This window comes from Lysinibacillus sp. FSL M8-0216 (assembly GCF_038595555.1).
Taxonomy (GTDB): domain Bacteria; phylum Bacillota; class Bacilli; order Bacillales_A; family Planococcaceae; genus Lysinibacillus; species Lysinibacillus fusiformis.
On record NZ_CP152007.1, the window covers coordinates 3,839,127 to 3,866,102 of the forward strand.

At 38.9% G+C, this 26,976-nt stretch carries 27 protein-coding genes; 13 read left to right on the top strand and 14 right to left on the bottom strand.

The genetic code is table 11. The features are described 5' to 3' along the window. Positions 1-364 precede the first annotated feature (364 nt). Entirely contained in the window at positions 365-928 is a 564-nt protein-coding gene (locus MKX57_RS19085) for a DUF5366 family protein (protein WP_008178131.1), read from the bottom strand. A gap of 154 nt (positions 929-1,082) precedes the next feature. Between MKX57_RS19085 and MKX57_RS19090 the strand changes: the two genes are divergently transcribed. The 7 genes from MKX57_RS19090 to mnhG are packed head-to-tail and all read left to right on the top strand — an operon-like array spanning position 1,083 to position 6,838. Beyond that, complete coding sequence (locus MKX57_RS19090) at positions 1,083-3,494, top strand: Na+/H+ antiporter subunit A (protein ID WP_107922472.1); 2,412 nt, start codon at positions 1,083-1,085, stop codon at positions 3,492-3,494. Further along, positions 3,481-3,903 (top strand): Na(+)/H(+) antiporter subunit B, encoded by a 423-nt coding sequence (locus MKX57_RS19095; RefSeq protein ID WP_008178127.1) that lies wholly within the window; start codon positions 3,481-3,483, stop codon positions 3,901-3,903. Before MKX57_RS19090 ends, MKX57_RS19095 begins: the two co-directional genes overlap by 14 nt. Continuing rightward, complete coding sequence (locus MKX57_RS19100) at positions 3,903-4,244, top strand: Na(+)/H(+) antiporter subunit C (protein WP_008178124.1); 342 nt, start codon at positions 3,903-3,905, stop codon at positions 4,242-4,244. Before MKX57_RS19095 ends, MKX57_RS19100 begins: the two co-directional genes overlap by 1 nt. Continuing rightward, positions 4,237-5,724, top strand: a complete 1,488-nt coding sequence (locus MKX57_RS19105) for a Na+/H+ antiporter subunit D (RefSeq protein ID WP_342550522.1) — start codon at positions 4,237-4,239, stop codon at positions 5,722-5,724. The genes MKX57_RS19100 and MKX57_RS19105 overlap by 8 nt, the downstream gene beginning before the upstream one ends. 4 nt (positions 5,725-5,728) lie before the next feature. Continuing rightward, positions 5,729-6,208, top strand: a complete 480-nt coding sequence (locus MKX57_RS19110; RefSeq protein WP_008178121.1) for a Na+/H+ antiporter subunit E — start codon at positions 5,729-5,731, stop codon at positions 6,206-6,208. Continuing rightward, the gene (locus tag MKX57_RS19115) at positions 6,205-6,486 is read left to right on the top strand and encodes a Na(+)/H(+) antiporter subunit F1 (protein WP_008178119.1); all 282 of its coding nucleotides are present in this window, start codon (positions 6,205-6,207) and stop codon (positions 6,484-6,486) included. Before MKX57_RS19110 ends, MKX57_RS19115 begins: the two co-directional genes overlap by 4 nt. Beyond that, entirely contained in the window at positions 6,470-6,838 is a 369-nt protein-coding gene (mnhG, locus tag MKX57_RS19120; protein WP_008178118.1) for a monovalent cation/H(+) antiporter subunit G, read from the top strand. Before MKX57_RS19115 ends, mnhG begins: the two co-directional genes overlap by 17 nt. 56 nt (positions 6,839-6,894) lie before the next feature. Here mnhG and cysC read toward each other — a convergent pair whose 3' ends face one another. The 4 genes from cysC to MKX57_RS19140 form a co-directional block, all read right to left on the bottom strand. After that, positions 6,895-7,488, bottom strand: coding sequence for an adenylyl-sulfate kinase (cysC, locus tag MKX57_RS19125; RefSeq protein WP_342530546.1), 594 nt, complete (start codon positions 7,486-7,488; stop codon positions 6,895-6,897). After that, positions 7,485-8,624, bottom strand: coding sequence for a sulfate adenylyltransferase (gene sat / locus MKX57_RS19130; RefSeq protein ID WP_342530547.1), 1,140 nt, complete (start codon positions 8,622-8,624; stop codon positions 7,485-7,487). The genes cysC and sat overlap by 4 nt, the downstream gene beginning before the upstream one ends. A gap of 84 nt (positions 8,625-8,708) precedes the next feature. After that, positions 8,709-9,773: an inorganic phosphate transporter gene (locus MKX57_RS19135; protein WP_089986177.1), complete on the bottom strand. Its 1,065-nt coding sequence runs from the start codon at positions 9,771-9,773 to the stop codon at positions 8,709-8,711. Between the two features lie 12 nt (positions 9,774-9,785). Further along, a complete protein-coding gene (locus tag MKX57_RS19140) occupies positions 9,786-10,487 on the bottom strand; it encodes a phosphoadenylyl-sulfate reductase (protein WP_008178112.1) in 702 nt (233 codons plus the stop codon). A gap of 444 nt (positions 10,488-10,931) precedes the next feature. On the opposite strand from MKX57_RS19140, the gene MKX57_RS19145 reads away from it, so the two are divergent. The 5 genes from MKX57_RS19145 (at position 10,932) to MKX57_RS19165 (ending at position 16,214) form a co-directional block, all read left to right on the top strand. Continuing rightward, entirely contained in the window at positions 10,932-11,975 is a 1,044-nt protein-coding gene (locus MKX57_RS19145; protein ID WP_239355471.1) for a sulfate ABC transporter substrate-binding protein, read from the top strand. Between the two features lie 11 nt (positions 11,976-11,986). Then, complete coding sequence (cysT, locus tag MKX57_RS19150) at positions 11,987-12,820, top strand: sulfate ABC transporter permease subunit CysT (RefSeq protein ID WP_342530553.1); 834 nt, start codon at positions 11,987-11,989, stop codon at positions 12,818-12,820. A gap of 10 nt (positions 12,821-12,830) precedes the next feature. Further along, the gene (gene cysW, locus MKX57_RS19155; RefSeq protein WP_008178106.1) at positions 12,831-13,703 is read left to right on the top strand and encodes a sulfate ABC transporter permease subunit CysW; all 873 of its coding nucleotides are present in this window, start codon (positions 12,831-12,833) and stop codon (positions 13,701-13,703) included. Between the two features lie 15 nt (positions 13,704-13,718). Beyond that, complete coding sequence (locus MKX57_RS19160) at positions 13,719-14,789, top strand: sulfate ABC transporter ATP-binding protein (RefSeq protein ID WP_008178104.1); 1,071 nt, start codon at positions 13,719-13,721, stop codon at positions 14,787-14,789. 139 nt (positions 14,790-14,928) lie between these two features. Continuing rightward, positions 14,929-16,214 (top strand): IS3 family transposase gene (locus MKX57_RS19165; RefSeq protein ID WP_342550523.1). Its coding sequence is split into 2 segments (ribosomal slippage): positions 14,929-15,262 and positions 15,262-16,214, totalling 1,287 coding nucleotides; the frame shifts between segments, so codons are not numbered across the junction. A gap of 77 nt (positions 16,215-16,291) precedes the next feature. Here MKX57_RS19165 and cysI read toward each other — a convergent pair. The 7 genes from cysI to MKX57_RS19200 form a co-directional block, all read right to left on the bottom strand. Continuing rightward, a complete protein-coding gene (cysI, locus tag MKX57_RS19170) occupies positions 16,292-18,010 on the bottom strand; it encodes an assimilatory sulfite reductase (NADPH) hemoprotein subunit (protein ID WP_008178099.1) in 1,719 nt (572 codons plus the stop codon). A gap of 87 nt (positions 18,011-18,097) precedes the next feature. Further along, positions 18,098-19,879 (bottom strand): assimilatory sulfite reductase (NADPH) flavoprotein subunit, encoded by a 1,782-nt coding sequence (locus MKX57_RS19175; protein WP_089986180.1) that lies wholly within the window; start codon positions 19,877-19,879, stop codon positions 18,098-18,100. 46 nt (positions 19,880-19,925) lie between these two features. Next, a complete protein-coding gene (locus tag MKX57_RS19180; protein ID WP_008178096.1) occupies positions 19,926-20,075 on the bottom strand; it encodes a YezD family protein in 150 nt (49 codons plus the stop codon). Beyond that, positions 20,075-20,815, bottom strand: a complete 741-nt coding sequence (locus MKX57_RS19185; RefSeq protein WP_008178094.1) for a sirohydrochlorin chelatase — start codon at positions 20,813-20,815, stop codon at positions 20,075-20,077. Before MKX57_RS19185 ends, MKX57_RS19180 begins: the two co-directional genes overlap by 1 nt. A 12-nt stretch (positions 20,816-20,827) precedes the next feature. After that, positions 20,828-21,601 (bottom strand): uroporphyrinogen-III C-methyltransferase, encoded by a 774-nt coding sequence (cobA, locus tag MKX57_RS19190; RefSeq protein WP_089986181.1) that lies wholly within the window; start codon positions 21,599-21,601, stop codon positions 20,828-20,830. Positions 21,602-21,994: 393 nt separating this feature from the next. After that, positions 21,995-22,198, bottom strand: a complete 204-nt coding sequence (locus tag MKX57_RS19195) for a hypothetical protein (RefSeq protein ID WP_008178090.1) — start codon at positions 22,196-22,198, stop codon at positions 21,995-21,997. A gap of 134 nt (positions 22,199-22,332) precedes the next feature. Beyond that, complete coding sequence (locus MKX57_RS19200; RefSeq protein ID WP_008178088.1) at positions 22,333-23,841, bottom strand: leucyl aminopeptidase; 1,509 nt, start codon at positions 23,839-23,841, stop codon at positions 22,333-22,335. Positions 23,842-23,964: 123 nt separating this feature from the next. On the opposite strand from MKX57_RS19200, the gene MKX57_RS19205 reads away from it, so the two are divergent. Further along, positions 23,965-24,447 (top strand): divergent PAP2 family protein, encoded by a 483-nt coding sequence (locus tag MKX57_RS19205; protein WP_008178086.1) that lies wholly within the window; start codon positions 23,965-23,967, stop codon positions 24,445-24,447. 97 nt (positions 24,448-24,544) lie between these two features. On the opposite strand, the gene MKX57_RS19210 is transcribed toward MKX57_RS19205, so the two are convergent. Then, complete coding sequence (locus MKX57_RS19210; protein ID WP_004228336.1) at positions 24,545-24,874, bottom strand: YuiB family protein; 330 nt, start codon at positions 24,872-24,874, stop codon at positions 24,545-24,547. Positions 24,875-25,075: 201 nt separating this feature from the next. Then, positions 25,076-26,869 carry a carbon starvation protein A gene (locus MKX57_RS19215; RefSeq protein ID WP_008178083.1) on the bottom strand — a complete coding sequence of 598 codons (1,794 nt, stop codon included), beginning with the start codon at positions 26,867-26,869 and terminating at the stop codon, positions 25,076-25,078. Between the last annotated feature and the right edge of the window lie 107 nt (positions 26,870-26,976).

The following is a 26,976-nucleotide window of genomic DNA, read 5'->3' on the forward strand; positions in this document are numbered from 1 at the left end:
TCTGCTCCCTTCAGACTGTAGACAAACTCGAAAAATTGGAGTGTTTGCCTACAATCTTTTTTTCTTTTACATTCAAATAAAAGAAAGCCTTTGATTTCCACTACGGATGGGGTCGAGCTGCTTCCTACGCTTTCGCACAGAAAACATCTGCTCAGTCCAGAATCTCGACTTCCCCCATTCCCCGCAGAAGTCACAGCCCTTCATTCGAATCAACTTACCCATTAATGTAAAGCTTGGACGTGCCATGCAAAATAAGAAGTTGCCTATGCTCGAACAACATGTAGTCATTCACCAAATAGTCACTTGAACATAAGAAAAACCATCGAGATTGAGCCTCTCGATAGTTTTTGCCTACGGTATGCATTTATTGGGCAAATGGTAGACTTGCTAAAATACCATTATATAGTTTCAATACAACATACACGATGAATGTTAATAGAATTGTCCACATAAAAAGTTCAAAGATTAATAGACCGATTGTGCCGCCCATTGACATAAAATGACTCATTTTGTAAATAAGATAAATGAAATATGTAAAAACAGTGAGGACAAAAATTCCTATTAACACATAAATAAATTGGATTGCAAATGCTGAACACATAGCACCAATAAACAAAATGATATAGCCGCCTCGCGCTTGGCTAACAGTTGCACCATCGTTGTCTTTTGAAAAAAAGAGCATTCCTAACTCATGGATGGTTTCTCCTACTAGTTTGAGTGCTGAAAATAGCATAAAAAAAACAACAGCAAACACTATGAGTAAGAATACACGTAATTCAACATCAGATAAAAACTCTCTCATTCCTGAATATACACCGATCGCTCGAAAAATCTGTAAAGATTCTCCAACTGCATACATACCAAATGTCAAACTAAACAATAAAATTGTAATTAATGGTAAATAACCGTAGATATATGGATTCTTCATAAAAATTTTTTTCCTCTATTTTTCTTGATAACTTCCTATTTATAATATAACGAAAATTCTTCCACTACCGCAAGCTAAATCCCAATAGTACGTATGCATTCCCAATTAAAGTACGTTATAATTGATTTACTTACCTGCATAAAGGAGGGTTTTTTTGTTACAAGTACTTTATATTTTCATTCCAATGCTTGCTGCAATCTTCGTACCATTTTTATATAAAAGCATAAAAAATATTCATACTGGCTGGTTTGTTCTCGCTGTTCCAGCTACGCTCGTAGTTATTTATGCATCCTATATTGCACAAGTAGCTAAAGGTGGAGTTTTTACCGCTAAACTTCCTTGGATTCCATCGCTTGATATTTCCTTCGTCTCCTATTTGGATGGCCTTAGCTTATTATTCTCGCTATTAATTACTGGAATCGGATCTTTAGTTGTCCTCTACTCCATTTTTTATTTAGATAAACATAAAGAAAAATTACATAATTTTTATGTTTACTTACTGTTATTTATGTCTGCCATGCTTGGAGTAGTACAGTCAGATCATTTAATTACACTGTATTTCTTTTGGGAATTAACGTCCATTTCATCATTCCTGCTCATTGGTTATTGGTATAACCGTGATGCATCACGCCTTGGCGCACTAAAATCAATGATGATAACAGTCGGCGGCGGCTTAATGATGCTAGGTGGATTTGTGCTTCTCTACTTAATGGGTGGAACTTATTCCATTCGAGAGCTAATTATTATGGCACCGAATCTAGTTGATCAACCTTTATTTACATGGTCGCTTGTTTTATTACTTCTAGGAGCATTTACAAAATCTGCACAATTCCCATTCTATATTTGGCTACCAGATGCAATGGAAGCACCTACACCAGTCAGTGCATACCTACATTCTGCCACGATGGTCAAAGCAGGTATTTATTTAGTAGCACGCTTTACCCCAATATTTGCGGCCTCTGAGCTCTGGGTATGGCTTGTAACAGGTATAGGTATTTTAACTTTATTCTGGGGTTCCTTCTTTGCAGTCAAGCAAACGGACTTAAAAGGAATTCTAGCCTTCTCGACAGTTAGTCAACTTGGACTTATTATGTCACTACTTGGGGCAAGCGCAGTGGCGTTTCATGCGAATGAATCAGTAGATACCATTAAATTCGCGGCATTTGCTGCGATCTTCCATCTCATTAATCACGCAACATTTAAAGGTAGCCTATTCATGATTGCTGGGATTATCGATCATGAAACAGGAACGCGTGATATTCGAAAATTGGGTGGGTTAATGAGTATTATGCCTATCAGTTTTACAGTTGCGGCGATAGGAAGCTTATCGATGGCTGGTCTTCCACCATTTAATGGCTTCTTAAGTAAAGAAATGTTTTTAACAGCCATGCTCTCCCTTCAAAAGTTTGAGCTCTTTGGCTTTGATACATGGGGAGTGCTCTTCCCAATCATCGCTTGGATTGCTAGTATTTTCACATTTATTTATAGCTTTTATTTTGTTTTCCGGACATTTAATGGCAACTACAAACCAGAGCAATTACCTCATAAACCACATGAGGCACCTATTGGAATGCTAGTTTCTCCAATGCTTTTAGCGGGATTAGTTGTGTTCATATTCTTTATCCCGAATTTTATTGGTGATACATTTGTCAAACCGGCTGTTCTAGCGATTCAGCCATTTTTATACGAAACACCACAAGATATTGACATACATGTAGCAGCTTGGCATGGGGTCAACCCAGAACTTCTCATGACGATAGGAATTATCATTATTGGGGTACTGCTATTTGTTTCACTACCGAAATGGCAAGGAATGTATCAGCGATTCCCAAGGGCTTTCACTTTGAATAATGCTTATGACAAAATTATGCAGGGGTTAGATGTTGGCTTAAATCGCCTCTCTCGACTCTATATGACGGGCTCAATGCGTCATTATTTACTCTATATGTTTAGTGGTATTGCTGTTATCGTCATTGGTTCGCTTTTTGTGAAAAATGCCTTTAGTCTTTCATTCCAAGGGACCGCTCCGATAAGACCCTATGAAATTATTTTAGTCGTGGTTTTATTAATTGGAACAGCTATCACCATACTAGCTAAATCGCGGTTAACCGCCATTATAGGTCTTGGCTCTGTTGGATATACGGTAGCATTATTCTTTGTTATTTTTAATGCACCAGATTTAGCCTTAACACAGCTTGTTATTGAGACCATATCTGTTGCCCTCTTCTTATTGGCATTCTACCATTTGCCAAAGCTTGGTAAACGAGAAGAGCGTATGAGATTTCAATTAAATCGAGCTGTTATATCCATTGCAGTAGGTGTCATGGTAACACTTGTCGCACTATCTGCTCATTCGCAAAAACTCATTCCTACTATTTCTAAGTACTATGAGGAAACCGTTTACTCTTTAGCGGGCGGAGGAAATATTGTCAACGTAATTTTAGTAGACTATCGTGGCTTTGATACATTGTTTGAAATTACAGTACTCGCTATTGCTGGAATGGCTATCTTTGCAATGATTAAATTGCGTATGAATAGAAAGGAGAAAACACATGAAAACAAATGATGTGATAATACAATTTACGGCTAAAATTGTATTCTTCATTATTTTCTTCTTCTCCATTCATATTTTTTTAGCAGGTCATTACACGCCGGGTGGTGGCTTTGTTGGAGGGCTTTTAACCTCCAGTGCCATCGTGCTATTAGTGTTAGCGTTTGATATCCGTACTGTACGCCATATTTTACCTATTAATTACACGTATTTAACGGCTATTGGTTTATTATTAGCCCTTGCTACTGCAGCATTCCCTATGTTTGTGGGCGAACCTTTTTTTACTCATTTCTTTGATTATTTTGATTTACCGCTTCTAGGCAAACAGTCTTTACACACGGCTATGCTTTTTGATAGCGGTGTCTATCTGGTTGTTGTCGGTGTTACGATGACCATTATTCAAACGATTGGAGAGGATGAATAATGGAAATAATTATGGCCTTTGTCATTGGCTTCCTCTTTATGGCAGCTGTCTATTTAATTTTATCAAAAAGTTTATTACGAATTATTATTGGTACAGGACTTTTAAGTCATGGTGCTCATCTACTTATATTAACGATGGGTGGTCTTGGTGGTGAGGCTCCACCCGTGTTAAACGAAGGAGCCAAAACTTTTGCAGATCCATTACCTCAGGCACTGATCTTAACTGCTATTGTAATTAGCTTTGGCGTCACGGCGTTTTTCCTAGTGCTGGCATATCGTTCCTATCAGGAGCTGCAAACTGATGATATTAGCTTAATGAGAGGAAGTGATGAGGATGAATAACTTCCTACTGCTGCCTATCATCATTCCGTTTTTCTTCGGTATGATTTTAATGTTTGGGCAAAAAAATTTAATGTATCAACGAACATTTTCATTACTTGGAATCGGGATCTCCTTGATCACTGCCGTTTCACTTCTAATGAAAGTGAAACATGATGGTATCCAAAAGGTCACTTTCGGAGATTGGCCAGTTCCTTATGGCATTACAATGGTTTCTGATATGGTATCCGCATTGCTCGTGACAACGACATTGTTAATTGCCTTTTTTGTTGTTTGGTATGGCTTTGGTTCTATTACGAAGGAACGTGAACGATTCTTTTATTACCCTGGAATCATGTTTATTTTAACTGGGGTTAATGGGGCCTTTACTACAGGTGATATTTTTAACTTATTCGTTTTCTTCGAAGTATTATTAATGGCTTCTTATTTACTGATCGTCCTAGGTGGCGAGAAAGGGCAACTGAAAGGATCGATTAAATATATTTTAATTAATGTTATTTCGTCTGCCCTATTTGTCATTACTGTAGCCTTTTTATACTCGGTTGTAGGAACATTGAATATGGCTGATATTGCCGTTAAAATAGCTGAAATCAATCAACCAGGTATCATTACCGTTATAGCTGTACTCTTTTTAATGGTATTTGGATTAAAAGCAGCCATTTTCCCATTGTATTTTTGGCTTCCTACTTCGTATGCAGCGGCGCCTATACCTGTACTAACATTATTCGGTGCACTGCTCACAAAGGTAGGTGTCTATGCGATTACACGTACCTATACATTATTCTTTGTACACGATCTATCCTATACTCATGATCTATTGATGGTACTTGCCATTGCTACAATTGTGGCTGGAAGCATCGGGGCACTCGCTTACTTTGATGTCAAACTTATTATTATCTACAATATTGTCATCGCCGTAGGGGTTATTTTATTTGGTGTCTCACAAATGAATGAAGCTTCCTTAAAGGGAGCAATGTTTTATTTAGTACACGATATGCTCATAAAGGCAGCACTCTTTATGTTAATCGGTATAATCATCTACATTACAGGTACATCTGATTTGCGGAAGATGGGTGGTCTGATGAAAAAATACCCGGCACTTGGTTGGTGTTATTTAATTGCAGCATTTGGCTTAGCCGGAATTCCACCACTTAGCGGATTTGTTGGCAAACTATTGATTGTACAAGGTGGCTTTGAAGCGGGTAATATGTGGAGTAGTATTTTCATATTAGCGTCCTCGTTGCTCGTTCTACTATCCGTAATTCGTATCTTCATCTATGCCTTTTGGGGCGAGGAAAAAGAAACGAAGGGCATCGTTGACAAATCTATCTACAAAATGCTGTTTATGCCCTCAGCCCTTTTAGTACTTATTTCTGTCGCATATGGTGTTGGTTCCGAATGGATGACGCCATTTATGGACGATGCAGCAAAACTTTTAAATGATCCATCTATCTATATAGATGCTGTGATGAAGGGGGATTAACGCTGTGGCATTTCAAATGATTTTAAACTTTGTACTTGCCTTCGTATGGATGTTCCTATCCTCTAATTACACAGCAACCGGCTTTATTATTGGGTTCTTAATGGGCATCATTTTACTCATAATAATGCGAAGATTTTTTAGATCTCGTCTTTATGTCTACCGCCTATGGGCCCTTTTAAAATTAACTTTGCTGTTCTTTAAAGAATTAGTATTAGCGAATGTGCAAGTCCTGAAGGTAGTATTAAAGCCTAAATTGGACATGCAGCCTGCCTTTTTTGCTTATCCTACTGTATTAACAGAAGACTGGGAAATCACATTATTATCCAGTCTTATCACTTTAACGCCAGGAACTGTAGTCGTACATGTATCGGATGATGCTAAAACACTATATGTACATGCTATTGATATTAATGATGTGGATGAGGCTGTTGCTTCCATTCGAGATTCATTTGAGAAAGCGATTTTGGAGGTGAGTAAATCATGACAACATTTATTATAACGGTCATTGTAGTGATTTGCTTATCGATGATTGCGGTCATTTATCGGATGATCAAAGGACCTTCTGCATCTGACCGTGTAGTCGCTTTAGATTCACTTGGTGTCTCTCTTATTTCCTTGATTGGATTATTTTCGATTTTAGTGGAAACAAGCTTCTTCCTTGAGATTATTTTATTGCTAGCGATTTTATCATTTATCGGTACAGTTGCTTTCTCTAAATTCATAGAGAAAGGAGATATCATTAAACGTGACAATTCTCGCTAATAGTTTAGTTATCTTTTTCATTTCTATTGGAGTACTTTTTATTGTCGTCACAGCTATTGGGCTTATCCGCCTACCTGATTTATATACACGAGCACATGCTGCCTCAAAAAGTGCTACACTTGGTGTCATGTGTGTACTAATTGGTGTATTCTTTCACTTTTGGCTAATCGAAGATCATTTTAATCCACGTATATTACTAGGAATACTATTCCTCTTCATCACTGGCCCTGTTGGAGGACATATTATGACTCGCTCCTCTTATATTGCTGGTGTCAAGCCTTGGAAAGGGACAGTACGTGATGAATTAGGCCCTGAAATTGACAGAATGAAAAAAGAACAGGACACACAATAAGACATATAAAAAATCTGCTCAATCGTTCTGAACGAGCAGATTTTTTTATTTGTTTATTATATATACCCTTTGGAAGTTAAAATACTAGTCAACTGTTGCACACATTCTTCTATCGTATGATGTTCAGTATCTAAAATAATTTCAGGGTTTTCTGGTTCCTCATAAGGGGCGCTAACACCAGTGAAATTAGCAATTTCTGCTTTTCTCGCTTTTTTATATAGGCCTTTGGGATCCCGTTTTTCACATGTTTTTACTGAACACTTTACAAAGACCTCGATAAATTCACCATCTTCAACAAGTGCACGGACCACCTGACGATCTTCTCGATAAGGAGAAATAAATGCCGTTAATACAATTTGACCACTTTCTATAAAAAGCTTCGAAACTTCCCCTATACGACGAATATTTTCTTTTCGTCCTGCCTCCTCAAAACCTAAATCCTTGTTTAGGCCATGACGGACATTATCGCCATCCAATACAAAGGCTTGGTTGCCCCTTTCATATAATTGGCGGGCAAACGCATTGGCTATAGATGATTTTCCTGAAGCAGACAAGCCCGTAAACCATAAAATAAAGCTTTGATGTTTATTTTGGGATTGACGCTCCTCTTTTGTAACGGAGGCTTCATGCCAAACAATATTCGAACTCATTTGACTACCTCCTTTTGCATGCCTTTTATTAATACATCTACTACCTCTTTACGGCTAAATGTACTTGGTGGTACTTCCCCATTACGTAGCATCTCTCGTACTTTTGTTCCTGATAAAATAATATGGGCAGAGCTATCGTGTGGACAAGTTTTTGTTGTAGCCATTCCTTCACATTGCTGACAATAAAAACTATGCTCGAACTTTAATGGAACAATCCCTAATTCATCTTCCGTAAACTGTTCAAAGATTTTTTGTGCATCGTACGTGCCATAGTAATCCCCTACACCGGCATGATCTCGACCGACGATAAAATGTGTACAGCCATAATTTTTTCTTACAAGTGCATGGAAAATGGCCTCTCTTGGTCCTGCGTAACGCATAGCAGCCGGAAACACTCCTAATTGCACACGATTTTCAGGATAGTAATTTTTTAATAGAATCTTATAGCTCTCCATGCGGATAGCCGCAGACACATCATCCGACTTTGTTTCACCAACAAGAGGGTTTAAAAATAAACCATCAATCGTTTCAAGTGCTGCCTTTTGGATATATTCATGCGCTCGATGCACCGGGTTACGCGTTTGAAAGCCAACAATGGTTTGCCAACCCTTTGAAGCAAATAGTTGACGGGTTTCCACCGGATCAAATGAATAGGTAGGAAACTTTTGTGCCAGACGTTTGATTAGAGTAATTTTCCCTCCGACATATATGGCAGGACGTTCATGTAGCTTGTGAACGCCAGGATGTGCGAGATCCTCAGTACCATATACAAGTAATGCCTCTGTTCGCTTATTCGGCTCAAAAATATCAGCTACCTGAATAACGCCATAAGTTTCACCTTGGTAGACTAATTTTACCTCTTCGCCAGGTTGTAATGCTGCTGCCTTCTCTTTCGTCACAGGGAGGGTAATTGGAATACTCCATACTATACCTGATGCTAATCGACTTTTTTCCACTACAGATTCATAATCTGCTTGTGTTAAAAAGCCTTCGATAGGGCTGTAGCCACCTATGGCAATTAACTCTAAATCACTCAAAGAAATGGCATCCAGCTCAATCTCCTTATGAATAGATGTCATCTCCTTTTCGGGATGGAAAGCTTGCACAAGAAACCCTCCATGTGGTTGTAAACTCATATAATCTCCTCCTAATTCTAGTTAAATACTAAGTTTAATAGTTGAAATGTATGAAAGATCAATGATGTTGTAACACTAGTGTAATTAAATACCCTCTCCTGCATCATATATGGATTGCTCTTCCTCTCGCATTGTACGCATTAAACTAATAACTCCAAGCGTTCCAACGATAATGCTGCCATTCAAAATAATCGCATAAAGATCTTTTTCTAAAAATAACTGCACTAAAAAATAAGAAATGGCTAATGAAAAAATTGGGGATACAACCCATATACGAATAATCTTTTTCACAATATGCTTATGGAAAATTTGTTTTCCGTTCTTCGCCATACCCATTCCGATAATAGAGGAAGATGTTACTTGCGTTAGTGGCACTGGAAGTCCAAAAATGGAGCTTATACCAACAAGGAGCGCACCCGTACTTGAAATTAAAATACCCTCTGCCTTTTGAAACCGCATAATTTTTTTTCCGTTTGTTTCAAGAACTCGTTTTCCAAGTAGGATGGCTCCTATAGCGACAAAGGCACCCCCAAGCATAATGCCGATAGTAACATCCATCATGCCAGCACCTACTAGCGGTCCAACTGCATTCGCAACATTATTCATACCTGCCGAAAAGGCTTCAAAAAATCCTGCTAATACGAGTAGAACCGTTAAAATTGGATGATCTTTTAGTAGCCCCCTATGCTGTAATTTATATAACAACTTTCCACATATAAGGGCTATAACAAAAGCTATAAGTGGGACGATAACCCAAAAGGACATGATGACAAGTAAAGATTGAACGAATAGCACTTTATAAGCCATTCCCACACCAACGACTGCACCAACGGTCACCTCACTCGTAGATAAGGGGATGCCTAGAAGGTTGGAAAAAAATAAACTGCTCGTTGCAGAAATTAAAATAATGATGACAATTTTCACCGTAATATATTCCTGAGGCATAATGCCTGAGCTAATCGTTTTGACTACTTCTCCTCCGCCTAAAACCGCTCCACTATAAACGCCTATGGCGCATAACAATAATGCTTGCCAAGCCTTTTTAATAGCTCCGGCCCCATAAGCAACTCCCATTGAAGCCGCTGCTCCACTTGCACCTATATTCATTGCAAAAAATAAACTAATAGCTATGGCGAAATATTCTAGCATGGCATTACTCCTTTATTCATGTAACCCACATTCCGTCTTGCCTGAGCCTTGCCATCTACCTGAACGTAAATCATCCATCGTAAACGCCGGCTTCGTACAATGCTCACAGCCGATACTTGGATAGCCTTGATCGTGCAAAGGATTGTATGGCAAATTATGTTTTGAGACATATCGCCAAACATCCTTCCATGTCCAATGGATAAGTGGGCAAACTTTAATCGACTTAAATTTATCATCACGATTAAGAAAATTTGTCTGTTGACGTGATGGCGATTGTTCACGACGTAAACCAGATATCCAAGCCTTTGTACCTGAAAGGGCTTCATGTAAAGGCTTTATCTTGCGTATAGCACAGCATTGATTTGGATCTGACTTCCATAGTTCATCACCATATTGGGCCGCTTGTTGTTCAAGTGTAAGTGAAGGCTTTTTCATCACAATGTTTAATGGTGGATATTTTTCCTTTACTCGCTGGATCGTTTCATAGGTCTCTTTAAAATGGACATCTGTATCTAAAAAGACAATGGTTGCATCTGGTCTTACCTTTGAAATGAGATCAATTAAAACTATGCCCTCTATCCCAAAGCTACAGGCATAGACAATTTCATTCCCATACTCTTGATAGCTCCACTGTAAAACCTCTAATGCTCCCTTATACGTTTCATCAACCTGAAAATTAATGTTTGGTTCTTGCCAATTTGCATGTGTTAACATTGAATCCCCCTCATAGCGAAAAAAGGCGTTCTAACAAAAGACACCCAAAAACATGTCTTTGTTAAAACGCCTCTAGTTTGACTAGCCAGCTCATTATTCAACGATTTTTCACTAGTAATTGCTACCTCGTTCTATAATCGTTTTTTCTTATTACCAAATATATACTAAAGTACACCAAGCAGTCAACTAGGTTTTTGAAATATCTTATGCAATAAACCCATTTTTGACACTCTTAGTTGCATAAGATAAATGATAGCTAGGTAAATCACCCTTATTTTCAACATTCCACAATTCCTTGTTGACTAATAGGAAATATATGTTTAATGTATTATCTACAAATACCAAAATGCTGATCAGAGGATCTGAAGGCCATCTACCAATGACGAATTATCGTTATAGGGGATGGCTTTTTGCATTCTTTAGCCAGAAAGGGAGCGAAATGGAATGAAGAAAAGGAACAATGTCTTTCAATCTTTGGCACTGCTTGCTGTATTAACTTTATCTGTAACAGGATGTAGTAGTGCTAACTCAAATGAAGATACAGGTGGCCAAGAATCAGTAGAGCTATTAAATGTATCCTATGACCCAACACGCGAGCTTTACGATGAGTTCAATCAAGATTTTATAAAAAAATGGAAGGATGAAACAGGGCAGGATGTCACGATTAAACAATCTCATGGAGGCTCAGGAAAACAAGGTAGAGCAGTGATTGATGGCCTCGAAGCAGACGTTGTCACGCTTGCTCTCGCCTATGATATTGATGAAATTGCCCAAACTCGTGAACTGCTAAATAAAGATTGGCAAACAGAATTTGACCATAACTCTACTCCCTATACATCCACTATTGTCTTTTTAGTACGCAAGGGCAACCCGAAAAATATACAAGATTGGGATGATCTCATCAAAAAAGACGTATCCGTCATTACCCCTAACCCTAAAACATCTGGTGGTGCACGGTGGAACTACCTAGCTGCTTGGGGATATGCGGGAAAGTTATATAACAACGATGAAACAAAAATAAAAGAATTTATGAAATCACTATACAGCAATGTTGAAGTACTAGATTCCGGTGCCCGAGGTGCTACCACAACTTTTGTGGAACGAAAAATTGGGGATGTCTTAATTGCATGGGAAAATGAAGCTTACTTATCACTTCATGAATTAGGGAAGGATGAATTCGAGATTATTACCCCATCATTAAGTATTTTAGCGGAGCCACCAGTGGCGGTTGTTGACAAAATCGTTGATAAAAAAGGAACACGCGAAGTGGCAGAGGCATATTTACAGCATTTATATAGCGATACAGGTCAAGAAATTGCTGCCAAAAACTATTACCGACCTCGCAATGAAGCTGTTCTATCTAAATATAAAGACCAATTCCCTCAGCTTGAACTTGTTTCTATCGATGATTTTGGTGGCTGGACAAAAGCACAAGCAACTCACTTTAAAGACGGTGGTACCTTTGATGAAATCTACTTGCCACAATAAGGAGTGTTTTGATGAGTAGTTTAACCCTGACGAAAAAATCACGTCGTATTATTCCAGGCTTTTACCTATCTCTTGGATATACGATGTTATATGTTAGTTTACTAGTGTTATTACCACTTTCTATGATATTTTTCCATACGATGTCCTTAAGCTGGGCTGCGTTTTTCGATATTATCACTGATCCTCGTGCTGTTGCTTCCTATAAAGTGAGCTTCAGCACAGCCCTCATTGCAGGTCTATTAAATGTACTCTTCGGTACAATTATCGCTTGGGTTCTGGTTCGCTACCAGTTTCCTTTTAAAAGAATGATTGATGGATTAGTAGATTTACCCTTTGCTTTACCTACTGCTGTAGCAGGGATTGCTTTAACATCGCTCTATGCCCCCAATGGTTGGATTGGCCAATTTTTTGATTTTAAAATTGCCTTTACGCCCCTTGGTATTATAATTGCCTTAACTTTTATTGGTCTCCCTTTCGTTGTACGGACAGTACAGCCAGTATTGCAAAATATTAGTGCTGAAGTCGAGGAGGCTTCAGCTAGCCTTGGAGCCAATCGTTTACAAACCTTTCGTAAGGTGATTTTACCAGAGTTGCTACCAGGCATATTAACGGGCTTTTCATTAGCCTTTGCCCGTGCTCTAGGAGAGTATGGCTCGGTTGTTTTCATCGCTGGAAATATGCCGATGAAAACCGAAATTACCCCTTTAGTTATTATGACTAAACTTGAGCAATACGATTATGCTGGTGCCACTGCAATTGCAGTAGTAATGCTTGTTACTTCATTTATTTTATTATTAACCATTAACGTCATACAATGGCTAGCCAATCGTCGGTTTGTACATTAGGAGGAGCTATATGGAACAATCAACATTTATTCAACAGGCTAGTACTGAAAAAAATAAGGTGTCTAAGTCTGCCGCCTTACAGGAGCCTCGTGTTATTCGCTATGCGCTTACATTTATTGCATTAGCCTTTTTAGCTTTTTTTATCGTCCTGCCATTAGCTTCAATTTTTATTACAGCCTTTCAAAAAGGTGTTGATGTTTACTTGGCAGCTATCACACATCCAGATGCATTAGCTGCTATTAAACTCACTTTAACAGTTGTAGCGATTGCCGTACCTCTAAATGTAATCTTTGGCGTAATGGCTGCATGGACCCTTACAAAATTTAATTTTAAGGGGAAAAATCTTTTACTAACCATTATTGATTTACCTTTTGCGGTCTCCCCTGTTATCGCAGGTTTGGTATTTATTTTACTATTTGGATCGCAGGGATTATTTGGTGATTGGTTATTCACCAATGATATTAAAATTGTTTTTGCCCTACCTGGAATTGTGCTTGCGACTATATTTGTCACACTGCCCTTTGTTGCTCGTGAGCTAATACCTCTAATGCAAGCACAGGGTACGTCTGAGGAGGAGGCGTCGATTTCACTTGGTGCAAGTGGCTTTAAGACATTTTGGTATGTCACCTTACCCAATATTAAATGGGGTTTATTCTATGGTCTAATCTTGTGTAACGCACGAGCAATAGGAGAATTTGGTGCAGTTTCAGTTGTATCTGGCCATATACGAGGCATGACGAATACAATGCCCCTTCATATTGAAATTCTTTATAATGAATATCAATTTTCAGCCGCCTTTGCTGTTGCATCCTTAATGAGTGTTATAGCTATCTTTACATTAATTTTAAAAGACATCATTGCATGGAAGTCCAACTCTAGTTAATAGGAGATGATCAGCATGAGTATTCAAATTCAAAATGTCTCGAAAATATACGGATCTTTTCAAGCACTAGAGGATATTTCTATTCATATTCAGTCAGGGGAGCTTGTTGCATTGCTTGGCCCCTCTGGATCAGGAAAAACCTCTCTATTACGTGTCATTGCAGGGCTGGAAACCGCCGATACGGGTGATATTTTTTTTGATGGACATTCCATGACGGATCGGCATCCAAAGGAACGTAATGTAGGCTTTGTGTTTCAGCATTATGCCCTATTTCGTCATATGACAGTCTTTGAAAATGTCGCCTATGGCCTAAAGGTTCGCCCTCGGAAAACTAGACCTACTAAGCAAGAGATACGAGACAAAGTGATGGAATTGCTACAATTAGTTAAACTCGAAAATTTCTCTGACCGCTATCCTACACAGCTTTCAGGTGGTCAAAGACAGCGTGTGGCACTTGCAAGAGCACTTGCAGTAGAGCCGAAAGTTCTTCTGCTAGATGAGCCATTTGGGGCACTTGATGCAAAAGTTCGCAAGGAGTTGCGTCGCTGGCTACGAAAGTTACATGATGAATTTCATATTACAAGTATATTTGTTACGCATGATCAAGAGGAGGCACTGGATGTGGCAGATCGTATTGTTGTCATGAACAATGGCAAAATCGAGCAAATTGGGAGTCCAGATGAAGTGTATACACATCCCAAAAGTCCATTTGTCTATGATTTTTTAGGGAACGTTAATCTTTTTAAAGGACGCTTACATAACGGTAAGCTGATGCATGGAGAAGTTGCACTGGATGTACCTGATGTACAATCACATACAAAAGATAATGTGATTGGTTATGTACGCCCCCATGATATACAAATAGAAAAGGTAAGTATTCCAGGAACGGTTCCCGTCAAAATCAATCATATCCATCTGTTGGGGCCTATTGTTCAAATTGAGCTACGCCGTGAAGATTTAGATGAATTTTTAGAGGCAGAATTATCAAAAGAACAGTTCCTTCACCTTCAGCTTGAAGTGGGCGATCATGTATTTGTTAGGCCGAAGCAATTAAAGGTCTTTATCCCCGAAGATTACTCCATTTAAAAAACCATGTAGCAAAGAAATGAACTGAACCCCGAATAGTGGACACTTTAAAAAGTGACCCTATTCGGGGTTTTTTGTTCATTTCACAAAAAAATCTCGTTATACTAAATATACGAAATTAAGAACGGGAGAAATTAGCATGAGTAAAATCATTTTTAACGAACATCAGATACGACAAATAGAAGCGAATCGATTTGTAGCATCTGTGGTCAAAGAAAATCTAGCTGGTAAGGGACCTGTACAAATCTTTAAAGAAAACGGGTTTGATTTAGAAGTGATTGGTGTGGAAAAAGCAAGGTCATCGATTAAACGCTGGAGAGCATCTTTTAAAACTCATGGAGAACAAGCATTTTCAGAGGAAAGACGCGGAAAAGGAGGTACTGGTCGACCAAAAAAAGAACACATGTCAGCTGAAAAGAAATTAGAAAAAGCAGAGGCACGTATTCGTTTACTTGAAGCTGAATTAACACTGTTAAAAAAGCTAGACGAGATGGAAAGGCAGGCAAAGAAACGGCTATTTTAATACCAAGGGAAAAGTATCAAGCAATTAATGATACCGTTCGGCTGTATCAGTTGAAAAATATGACACGTTATTTATGTGACTTGGCAAATGTAAGCCCCAGTGGTTATTATAAATGGCTCCAAAATAGTGAGAAACAAGCGATGCGAGAAGAAGCAGATTTTCAGGACTACGTCCTACTAAAAACGATTTATGATGCGTCAAAAGGAAAAGTTGGTTATCGGGGTCTTTACATGGCACTAGAAGAACTACTTGAAATCCCGATGAATCATAAAAAAATTCTACGATTAATGCGTAAATTCAATCTATATTCGAAAGTAAGACGTGCAAACCCTTATCGAAATCTTGCCAAAGCTACAGAAATCCATCGTCAAGTACCTAATCATCTAAATCGTAACTTTCATCAAACAGAGCCAGGCAAAGTGTTTTTAACAGATATTACGTATTTACAATATCGTGGCGGACAAACAGCGTATCTATCGTGTATAAAGGATGTTGCAACACGAGAAATCGTTGCATATGAGGTATCGACAAATTTACGCATGGAGTTTGTTTATCGTACGCTAAAAAAATTAGAAGAGCATATCAATGACAATTTACATCCTGAAGCGATGATTCATTCAGATCAAGGTTTCCATTATACACACCCAGCATTTCAAAAATGCGTCAAAGAAATGGGATTACTTCAGTCAATGTCTCGCCGAGGAAACTGCCTAGATAATTCGCCAATGGAGTCATTCTTTGGGCATTTTAAAGATGAAATAGAATATAAAGAAGCTGGAAGCTTATCAGAATTAAAATATATGATAGATGATTATATGGAGCACTACAACAATACAAGAAAGCAATGGACGTTAAAAAAAATGACTCCGGCAGCATACCGAAGTCATTTAATCGCTGTTTAATGTAGCAAATGGTCTTTTATTAAACTGTCTACTTTATAGGGTTCAGTTCAAAATTTGCTACATGGTTTTTATATTTATTATATGTGAAATTCTTTACCATCGTATACAGCCGTCACATATCCAGCACGAATGACAAAATCACCAAAATGCTCACCGTCTAAACGTTCCTTCGCATAATGTACAAGAATTGGTCGTAGCTCCGCTAGTATCTCTTCCTCACCTATATTTTCACGATAGATTTTATTCAATCGATTACCAGTAAAACTTGCTCCAAGATATAAATTGTATTTCCCAGGACCTTTACCGATAAAGCCTATTTCAGCCATCGCTGCACGGGAGCAACCATTTGGACAGCCTGACATCCGAATAACAATTTCTGTATCATTTAACCCTGTTTCATCAATGATTGTTTCCATTTTTGTAATAAGAGATGGCAAATAACGTTCCGCCTCCGCCATGGCTAAACCACAGGTTGGTAAGGAGACACAGGCAATGGAATTACGACGCAATGCAGAATAATGCGCACCATCCGTCAGCTTATATTGCTCTATAATAGCATCAATCTTTTTCTTTTTCTGTGGTGTTACATTACTAATCATTAAATTCTGGTTAGGAGTTAAACGGAAATCACCTGTATGCACCTTAGCTATTTCACGTAACCCTGTTAACAGCTCATAATCTTGAAAATCTTTAATGCGACCGTTTTGAATAAATAGCGTATAATGCCACTTACCCTCTGCCCCTTTAATCCAACCGAACTCATCTCCTGTACGTTCAAATGTATAAGGGCGCGCTTCTTGAATACTCCAACCCAAACGTCGCGTTAATTCTTCGTTAAACCATTCTAGTCCTCTTGCATCAATCGTATATTTGAAACGTGCATTTTTACGAACTGAGCGATTCCCATAATCCCGCTGAATTGTTATAATTTTTTCTGCTGTTTCCAGTAGTTTATCCGGTGTAATAAAGCCAATTTCACGCGCAAGCTGTGGATAGGTAGCATGATCGCCATGCGTCATCCCCATTCCTCCACCAACAGCTACATTAAAGCCAATAAGCTTTTGATCTTTTACGATCGCGATTAGTCCGATATCTTGTGAAAACACATCGACATCATTACTTGGCGGAATCGCAATGCCAATTTTAAATTTACGCGGCAAATATTGTTCTCCATAAATCGGTTCAATTTCTTCATCCTGACTGTCTATTACCTTTTCTCCATCTAACCATAATTCATGGTATGCACGTGTACGAGGTAGTAAATGCTCACTTAGTTTAGCAGACCAGTTATAAACTTCTTCATGTAATGCTGATTGATTTGGGTTTACATTACACATAACATTACGGTTTACATCCCCACAAGCAGCAAGAGAGTCCAATAACACGTCATTAATTTCTTGCATATATTTTTTGACATTCCATTTTAAAATACCGTGCACCTGAAACGCTTGACGTGTAGTTAGTTTTAAGGAGCCATTGCCATACTTTCTAGCCATTTCATCCATTACAAGCCATTGCTCTGGGGTAGCCGCTCCTCCAGGTGTTCGTACGCGTACCATGAATTGATAGGCAGGCTCTAGTTTTTGTCGTTGTCTTTCAGTGCGAAGGTCTCGGTCATCCTGTAGGTAACTACCATGGAATTTCATTAAACGATTGTCATCCTCAGGAATACCAGAACTTAATGGATCATTCATAGTCCGTTCGAGTGTCCCACGAAGATAATTACTTTCCGTCTTAATACGCTCTACATCACTTGGTTTCCCTGACTGTGGAGGCAAAACAATTTTCTCTGTCATTCTTTATCGCTCCTTTAATCCATTACACCTCTCCAGAGGCTTTGCTTGCTAGCAAATAGTCATCTTCCTACGAGGAAGAGTTTTTTCTTAATAAACATCCCGTTGGTATCGTTTTTGTTGCTTTAGTTCTTGCACAAGGGCTTTTGCTTGCTCAGACGTTTTCTGCCCCTGCTGCTCTATAATACGGTGAATGGTTGCATCCACATCAGCTGCCATTGATTTCTCATCACCACATACATAAATGACAGCACCTTGCTCAAGCCATTCATAAAAATTAGCTGCATTCTCTTCCAATTTGTGTTGAACATAGATTTTTTTATCGGTATCACGTGAAAAGGCTATGTGCATTTGGCTTAATGTGCCAGAAGCTAGCCAGCGTTGCCAATCTGTTTGATAGAGGAAGTCTGTGACAAAATGCTGATCACCAAAAATGAGCCAAGCTTTCCCCTCTACCCCTAACTCTTCTCTTTCCTCTAGGAAAGCTCGATACGGTGCTATACCTGTGCCCGCGCCAATCATAATTATGGGCGTTTCCTTCTGCTCAGGTAATCTGAAATTTGGATTTTTATGAACATAGATTGGTAATGTAGCGCCAATTTGAAGTTCTGCCACACTACCTGAACATACTCCCAGACGTTGTCGACCATTCGTGTCATAGCTTACCTTGCTAATCGTTAAATGCACCTCATCATGATTCGCCAATTGGCTACTTGCAATGGAATACAGTCTTGATGGAATTTTTCGCAGAATATCCACGAATTGTTGCGCACTCCATGTGAAAGGAGCAAAATCCTCTACTACATCAAGTAAATCCCTTCCCTTGGCATAATCCTTCCATGCATTAGGTTCTTCTAATAACGATGAAAACTCATTATGTTCTGTGTAAGCTTTAATTTTTTCAAGAACTGGCTTAGATAACACTGTAATTTCCAATTTTTTTTGTAAGGCATTCTTTAAGGACACTGTTTCATCTAACACAGTCACTTCAGTAGCTGGATCAAATTGTAGTACTCCCAGTAATGCATCGACTAATGGTTCACTATTTTCCGGTTGAATCCCAATACTGTCTCCTGGCTCAAATTGAAAATTAGCACCTTCAATGGATAACTCTAGATGACGTGTCTCTTTGTTGGAGCCGCGACCATTTAGATTAATATTTTCTAACACTTCAGCGTAAAATGGATTTTTTCTTGAATATGTAGTAGCTCCTTGTATTTCATCGCTCTGTGTTGAAGTAACCGATATTGTAGTAGCCTGTTTGAGAAATTCTTGTTGAACAGCTGAGAACCATTGTGCAGCAGCGTCATCATAATCCACATCACAATCAGTACGAGGAACAATTCTTGTTGCACCTAGTTTGGCAAATTGCTCATCAAAGTCTTTACCTGTTTTACAGAAAAATTCATAGGAGCTATCCCCTAATGCAAGTACCGCATATTGAAGATGCTCTAGTTTTGGTGCTCGTTTACTATGCAAAAATTCATAGAACTGGATCGCCTGATCAGGTGGATCACCCTCACCATGTGTACTCACAATAAGTAATAGATTGGTGATTTTCTTTAAGTTACTTGCTTTAAATTTCCCTAATGATGAGACAGTAACGTCTACGTTTTGAGCCTTTAATAGAGAGGCATATTTTTCAGCTAGCCCTTGACTATTACCTGTTTGGGAACCATATAAAATCGTCATGGTTTTCGTAATAGGGGCTGCTGCAGGGATCGTCTCAACTACGGCCTCCTGAGTAGCTTGTGGTGCACTTAAATAACCGTTTAACCAAATTTTTTGCTCCAGTGTTAATTGAGGTAAAAGTTCGTTTAATAATTTTACCTGCTCTTCATTAAATGGACTGTTTATAACTTGCAGTTTCAATCTTTGCCACCTCGCGAATCGTTATCATTTCATCCTCTAAAAAGAATTATCGGAGTCTTATTTTTTCTTTCTTTTCGATTTGAACCACATAAGAGTTTTGAACAATCAATGTAATCGAACCATGGTTCACAGTATTTAGCATTTGGCGGACATTATCTAATGCTAGATTTACATTTTCAAGCCTTTTATCTGCCATTATGAAACACCTTCCTCTTTGAAATGTAGTAATTCATCAATACGTTCCACTAACACTTTTTTTACATTGACGTCATAACCTAAGCTTTCACATAACATCATGTTGTTGTTAGATAGTCCTTGTAATCGCTTTGTTATGCTTTGCCGTAAGATACCTGTAAATAAGAGATACGGCACAATAAAAACTTGATGCTGCCTCTCTTTTTCATGCTGGAGCCAGTCATCAAAACTCGGACCCATCCCATATAAGAAGCAAGTATCTACTGTTTGATAGTTGTATTTCATTCGCAATCTTGTTGCAATTTCAGCTAAATCTCTCTTTACGGTCGGATCACTACTGCCACGTCCTATTAGTAAAACACTTGCTTCGCAGTTAGGCTGCTGCTTTTCTAAAATCCTAGCCTGCAACGTGTCAATGATTCGTTCATGAATGCCTAATGGTTCACCGTAGGAAAATTGGATATGCGGATAGAGCTTTTGAGCTTCGGCAATTTCTCTTGGAATATCTTGCTTCGCATGCTGTGCAGCTAGCAATAGAATAGGCATAACAGCAATCATAGTTGCCCCTTGTCTAACACAGTTGGCAATCCCCTCTGCAATGGTAGGTGTTGCAAGCTCCAAAAAGCATATTTCCTGAATAGATACATGAACCTCTTGTTGAACGCCTTGTAGAAAAGCTACAGCTTGATCTGTACCTGCCTTAACACGACTACCATGAGCAATATATAAAATAGCCTGCATAAAGTCACATCCTTACCCCGTAACTTGGATTGGTTGTGGACTGTTATGCTCGAACCAATGTATCGTTTCTCTTAATGCCACAACCTCTCCAACTAAAATGATACTCGGATTCTGAATATTTTCTGTTTGAACGATTTCTTCAATTGTTGCTAAAGTACCCGTAACCGTTTTTTGCTTATCAGCAAAAGTTCCCCAATGAATAACGGCTACAGGTGTTCCTTCCTCACGTCCATATTTGAGAAGTTGCTGTCGGATGTACGGCAGATTACCTACTCCCATATAAATAGCAATCGTATCGATTCCTTTTGCAAGACTTTCCCAACGTATTGCATCATCTTTTCCTTCCTGCATATGTCCCGTAACCATGGCAAAACTTGAGCTTAGATCCCGATGTGTCACAGGAATTCCTGCATAAGCCGGGGCTGCTATACCTGAAGTAATCCCTGGTACAATTTCAAATGGAATATGATGTTTGGCTAGCACTTCAGCCTCCTCTGCCCCTCTTCCGAAGACAAATGGGTCACCTCCCTTTAATCTTGTAACGATTAACCCTTGCTGTGCATAACTGACAAGCGTTTGGTTAATATGCTCCTGAATCATGGCATGTTGTTGTGGCAGTTTTCCGCAAAATATTAATTGAGCGTCTTGTCGAGCATAGTTTAATAGCTCTTTATTTATGAGTCTGTCATATAAAATGACATCTGCACATTCAATACAACGTAAACCCTTGACCGTAATAAGATCCACATCCCCAGGACCAGCACCAACGATATATACTTTCCCCATTCCATTTCACTCCTTCTATCCGTTGCGCCTTCGCGTCATGGTGTCCTGTTTTTAGTTGACGGAGTAGCAACCGTCACGCCCTTTGACATCCACAAGCGGTTGTGTCTCCAAATGGTGGCGTTTGAACAAATTTTTGATTCTCCCTATAGAGGAAAAAGATTGATGTCATCAAGGTAAAGAAAAAAGGCTAATATTATCCCTAGGCACAAAAATGCCTATGAACAATAAAAGCCTCTAGTTTGCTAGTCAGCTACTTTTTAATTCTTAGTAATGTAATAAGAATAATAAATAATTTAGTATATTCTGTCAACCCAAAATTTGATACTTCCTCAACACAACAAAAAAACCAGTTGCCGTTTTTGACTAGGCAACTGGATTATTTATTTTATGTTCTTACCAGCGTCTACGATACCGTGGTTCTGGTCGGAAAAATGGACCAGGCGGATATGGCCGATAGTTTGGATAATATGGATTGTAAGGATATTGATTAAATTGAGAACCTAGGAAACTTCCTAAAAAGCCACCGAAAAACGGTGCACCGAATGGCCAAATACCTCCTCCAAATCCTCCTCCTGGGTAACCTCCGAAATTACGCATATGCTACCTCCCTTTTTATTCTATCGTATGAAGGAAGTTGCATCTATCATATGTACATTGCCTAATCTATCGGGATAAGTGCTGCAAATACAAAAAATCAGCGGAAAGACAATCCCGCTGATCAAAATATTCTATTATTTTTCTTCACCTAAACGTTGGACAAAATTAGCAAGTGTACGTACCATCACACCTGTACCACCTTTAGGACCTAGATCATGGACAGCTACTGCATCGGATGTTCCGGCAATATCAAGGTGAATCCAAGGTGTTTCACCAACAAATTCTCCGACAAAGCCCCCACCAAAAATCATATGTCCATCACGACCAGGTGAGTTGTTTAAATCTGCCACATCAGATTTACGAATTCTCTTTTTATCATTCTCTGTCAAAGGCATACGCCAAACAAATTCATCCGTTTCCTCTGCTGCTTCCATAAATGCTGCAAAAAATTCATCATCATTAGAAAGAGCACCTGTTTTATCCATACCTAGCGCAGTAATGACGCCTCCTGTTAAAGTGGCTACATCAATTAGCGATGCAGCCCCTTGCTGCTTCGCATATGTAGTTGCATCTGCCAGAACTAAACGTCCTTCTGCATCCGTATTTAATACTTCCACTGTTTTGCCACTATACGTTGTGATGACATCATCTGGTTTAAATGCTGTGTCAGATACCATATTATCTGTAGATCCGATAACCGCCACTACATTTTTATTTGGACGTAATTCACCGATAATTTTCATGGCACCAAGCACTGCTGCTGCACCGCCCATATCGCCTTTCATCCCAACCATTGAGTCTTTTGGTTTTAAGGAATAGCCACCTGTATCATATGTTACACCTTTACCAACGAGACCAATTGGATTTTCAAAATCATCAGACGCTTTATATTTTAATGTGATTAATCGAGGTTCTTCGAAAGAGCCTTGGTTGACACTTAAAATGCCGCCCATTCCCAATTCTTCTAATTGCGCTTTACCTAGAATTTCTACTTCAAAGTCATATTCACTTGCCAAAGATTCCGCATAGTTTGCTAAATCAGTTGCCGTTAGTAAATTCGGTGGTAAATTAATTAAGCTACGTGCCTCATTCACTGCATCCGCATAAATGACACCGACCTCAAAGCCAGCTACAACTTCGTCTAAATCCCCTGCTGTCGTCACTAGATGAACAGCATCAATACGTTTATCCACTTCGTTTGAAGTTGTTTTGTAATGAGGAATAGAATAATAGCCTAGACCAGTTCCTTCACCCGCTAAGAAGGCTACATCAGTCACTGAAATTGTTTCTGTTGTAAATGATTCAAGCCAGATGGAATACTCTTTTACTTTTAAGGCTCTTAGCTCTTTCCCAACTAAACCAAAGGCTGCTCGAATATCCCCTTCTGTTAGGTTTTTACGCTCATCTAGCCCTACAAATAAAATACGTTTTAAATTGGCATGATCCTTCACAAATGGCAGCTTCGTTAGCTTCTTAAGCTCAGTTGAAACGTCTCCCGCGCTAACCCACATATCAAGTGATTCACCATAAAAAGATGAAAAGCTTGCCCAATCCTGCATTTGCTCACGGTGTTTAGTGACACCCACCACTAATAATTCAGTAGAAATTGTTTCAAATGTCTTTGCTTCTTTTACAATATTCATGTAAATTCCTCCATTCCATCTACTATTATAACGAAGTTTCTGAAAAGCGCGTAATATTTGCCTATATCTTCTTTTAGAAAATAATGAATGTTATAATAAAAGCAATTATTTGCGAAGGTTGTGATGAATTTGAGTTTACTTCAAAATACCCCATTACTGATTGCCCTCTTTTCGGTTATCTTTGCTCAGTTTGTCAAGATTCCCATCCATTTTCTAATGACCAGACAGGTGAAATGGAGCCTCTTTACTTCTACAGGCGGAATGCCTAGCTCTCACTCCGCTTCTGTTACTGGACTGGCAACCTCTATTGCTTATGAGACGGGTTTAGCATCCCCTATTTTTGCCGTAGCCGCAATGTTTTCCATTATTGTTATGTACGACGCAAGTGGTGTACGTTACCAAGCTGGGCAACATGCTGTGATTTTAAATCAATTGCGTAAGGATTTCCAAACACTGCTTCATGATTTTAAAAAATGGCCTCAGATGGATGGGCAAGAGAAAATGGAGGAATTAAAAACGTTATTAGGACACAAACGAAGTGAAGTATTTTTTGGGGCGCTCACAGGTATTTTTATCGCCATCATAACCTACGAATTTTTCATATGATAGCTAAGACACATCCTTTTATGATGGAGGATGTGTTTTTTATCGAATAAAAAAAGTACTCTTCTTTCATGCAATAGAAAGAAGAATACTAAGTAAATTAGAACATGCGATATCCACTTTTTCGTAAATAAATCATCACAATGCCTGCCACGATGGAGCCTGCAAAGCCGCCTGATAAAATAGCAATATCTACAAACTGAAGGGCTTGTAATTTATCGATTAACGCTGGAAATGCAGAACCTGGCTTGAAAATATAATCTAAGAAGCTTACTTCATCCACGATAAAGATCACAACAATTGGATATACAATCGCCATTAACCACGTCATACGTAACAGCATGTTTAATAAGAATCCGATACCAAAGAACATGACGAAAAATAACAAAATAGAAATGATTAACTGTACTAATGAAACTGGACCATCCATGTATGTATAACCTCCGTTTTCCTCTCATTAGTTTACATGATTACGACAACGCTTTCAATGAACATATCCTTGTTTTCGCTTGTTCGACATATTTATGAAATCATTTACGGTGATTGTGATTGATCATGGATATTTTATCCTAGCAAATACCAAAAAACTATTGAAGACCATTTCTTATCTCCAATAGTTTCTTCTATTACATTATGAAGTTGATTGAGTTAATACGAACTTTGGAGATTTCCATAGCTGTGCCCATTTCTTAAACGCTGAAATAACGATGAGTAGTCCTAGCATCAGCATGATAACGGATAAGATGCCGTTTAACATATTAAAGCCGGCAGCTGCTGGATTCCAATAAACGTTTTTAATCATCCAATAACCAGCCACATTCACAGTGATGTATAAATAAGTTAATGGGATAAAACAAGTTAGTGCATAGATTCGTTTATCTGCCACCTTCAGTACCATCGTCACTCCACATACTAAACCAATTGCCGCCATTAGCTGATTGGATACACCAAATAATACCCAAATGGAGCTAATATCCCCTGAATACAATAAATAACCCCACATAAAGCAAGCAAGTGCACTAGCGAAAATTGTTCCTGGTATCCAATTAGTACGCTTTAATGGCTTATAAACATTGCCCCCAAAGTCTTGAATTAAATAGCGTGCCACCCGTGTTCCTGCGTCTATCGCTGTTAGAATAAAGACAGCCTCAAACATAATGACAAATTGATAGAAATAGGAGGATAACTCCGCAAACCAAGGAATACCTGTAAAAATATCCGTCATTCCGACGGCTAATGTCACGGCTCCTCCTGTTCGTCCCTCTAAGTCCATTCCAATACTTTGAGATAATGCTTGTAAATGAACAGGCTCCATTCCTAATGAAGCAAAAACTGCTGGCGCTGAGTTAATGGCAAAATAGTCTGCTGGATGAAGGGCTGTAGCTGCAATTAACGCCATCACACCTACTAACGACTCAACTAACATTGCTCCAAAGCCAACGATTCGAATATCTTCCCAACGGTCAATCATTTTAGGTGTCGTTCCTGAGCCTACAAAGGCATGGAAGCCGGAAATAGCCCCACAGGCAATCGTAATGGATACAAATGGCCACACAGGACCTGCAATTACCGGACCTCCACCATGAATAAACTCTGTAAATGGTGGGAACTGAATAGCTGGGTTAACGAAAAAGACACCGATAATTAAAGCGATGAACACCCCAATTTTCATGAAACTACTTAAATAATCACGTGGAGCTAATAATAGCCACACAGGTAATGCCGCTGCAAAAAATGCATAGATAGGTAAAATAATTGCTAATGTATCACGGTCAAATGTTAAAAAATCACCAAATGCAGTTCCTTGAATAAGCGGCCCAATAAATACGCCTATCATTAATAAAACAAACCCAACTGCAGACGTAACAAGTAAATTGCCTGTTTTACGATAAGCAATACCCACAAGCATAGCAATTGGAATGGTGATCCCTACTGCAAACGTCCCCCATGGATTGCGTTCTAAAGCTCCTAAAACTACCATAGAAAGACCTGCCATTGTAATTGTAATAATAAACAGCATAGCAAGGCCTGTACAGAAGCCAGCAATCGGACCGAGCTCTTCCTTCATCACTTCGGATAAAGACTTACCACCATGGCGCATAGAAGCAAATAACACGACTGCATCATGGACAGCTCCCCCAATGACAGCCCCTATTAATAACCATAGAAGGCCAGGTAAATAACCAAACTGTGCAGCTAAAATCGGTCCTACTAATGGCCCCGCAGCAGCGATGGCTGCAAAGTGATGCCCAAAGGTTACCCATTTATTCGTCGGAACATAGTCTTTACCATCTTCCAAAGCGTGGGCGGGCGTGGGCGTATCATCCTTTATTTTCAGTACCTTTTTTGTAAAAAATATGCCATACAAACGATAGCTAATCACTAAAATACAAATAGAGCCTATCACAATTGTAATCGCATTCATGCAAACACCCCTTTTACTTTTTCCACATCATAGCAAAGGAATGTCCACGATATTCATAAAATTAACTGAAATGTCAGAATTAAAAGTTGAAACGTAGGTTTCTACCG

Bases quoted from the DNA above. Each gene is read 5' to 3' on its own strand.
- MKX57_RS19085 (WP_008178131.1), bottom strand. From the start codon at position 928: ATGAAGAATCCATATATCTACGGTTATTTACCATTAATTACAATTTTA.
- MKX57_RS19095 (WP_008178127.1), top strand. From the start codon at position 3,481: ATGAAAACAAATGATGTGATAATACAATTTACGGCTAAAATTGTATTC.
- MKX57_RS19100 (WP_008178124.1), top strand. From the start codon at position 3,903: ATGGAAATAATTATGGCCTTTGTCATTGGCTTCCTCTTTATGGCAGCT.
- MKX57_RS19105 (WP_342550522.1), top strand. From the start codon at position 4,237: ATGAATAACTTCCTACTGCTGCCTATCATCATTCCGTTTTTCTTCGGT.
- MKX57_RS19115 (WP_008178119.1), top strand. From the start codon at position 6,205: ATGACAACATTTATTATAACGGTCATTGTAGTGATTTGCTTATCGATG.
- cysC (WP_342530546.1), bottom strand. From the start codon at position 7,488: ATGAGTTCGAATATTGTTTGGCATGAAGCCTCCGTTACAAAAGAGGAG.
- sat (WP_342530547.1), bottom strand. From the start codon at position 8,624: ATGAGTTTACAACCACATGGAGGGTTTCTTGTGCAAGCTTTCCATCCC.
- MKX57_RS19135 (WP_089986177.1), bottom strand. From the start codon at position 9,773: ATGCTAGAATATTTCGCCATAGCTATTAGTTTATTTTTTGCAATGAAT.
- MKX57_RS19140 (WP_008178112.1), bottom strand. From the start codon at position 10,487: ATGTTAACACATGCAAATTGGCAAGAACCAAACATTAATTTTCAGGTT.
- MKX57_RS19145 (WP_239355471.1), top strand. From the start codon at position 10,932: ATGAAGAAAAGGAACAATGTCTTTCAATCTTTGGCACTGCTTGCTGTA.
- cysT (WP_342530553.1), top strand. From the start codon at position 11,987: ATGAGTAGTTTAACCCTGACGAAAAAATCACGTCGTATTATTCCAGGC.
- cysW (WP_008178106.1), top strand. From the start codon at position 12,831: ATGGAACAATCAACATTTATTCAACAGGCTAGTACTGAAAAAAATAAG.
- MKX57_RS19160 (WP_008178104.1), top strand. From the start codon at position 13,719: ATGAGTATTCAAATTCAAAATGTCTCGAAAATATACGGATCTTTTCAA.
- cysI (WP_008178099.1), bottom strand. From the start codon at position 18,010: ATGACAGAGAAAATTGTTTTGCCTCCACAGTCAGGGAAACCAAGTGAT.
- MKX57_RS19180 (WP_008178096.1), bottom strand. From the start codon at position 20,075: ATGGCAGATAAAAGGCTTGAAAATGTAAATCTAGCATTAGATAATGTC.
- MKX57_RS19185 (WP_008178094.1), bottom strand. From the start codon at position 20,815: ATGCAGGCTATTTTATATATTGCTCATGGTAGTCGTGTTAAGGCAGGT.
- cobA (WP_089986181.1), bottom strand. From the start codon at position 21,601: ATGGGGAAAGTATATATCGTTGGTGCTGGTCCTGGGGATGTGGATCTT.
- MKX57_RS19195 (WP_008178090.1), bottom strand. From the start codon at position 22,198: ATGCGTAATTTCGGAGGTTACCCAGGAGGAGGATTTGGAGGAGGTATT.
- MKX57_RS19200 (WP_008178088.1), bottom strand. From the start codon at position 23,841: ATGAATATTGTAAAAGAAGCAAAGACATTTGAAACAATTTCTACTGAA.
- MKX57_RS19205 (WP_008178086.1), top strand. From the start codon at position 23,965: ATGAATTTGAGTTTACTTCAAAATACCCCATTACTGATTGCCCTCTTT.
- MKX57_RS19210 (WP_004228336.1), bottom strand. From the start codon at position 24,874: ATGGATGGTCCAGTTTCATTAGTACAGTTAATCATTTCTATTTTGTTA.
- MKX57_RS19215 (WP_008178083.1), bottom strand. From the start codon at position 26,869: ATGAATGCGATTACAATTGTGATAGGCTCTATTTGTATTTTAGTGATT.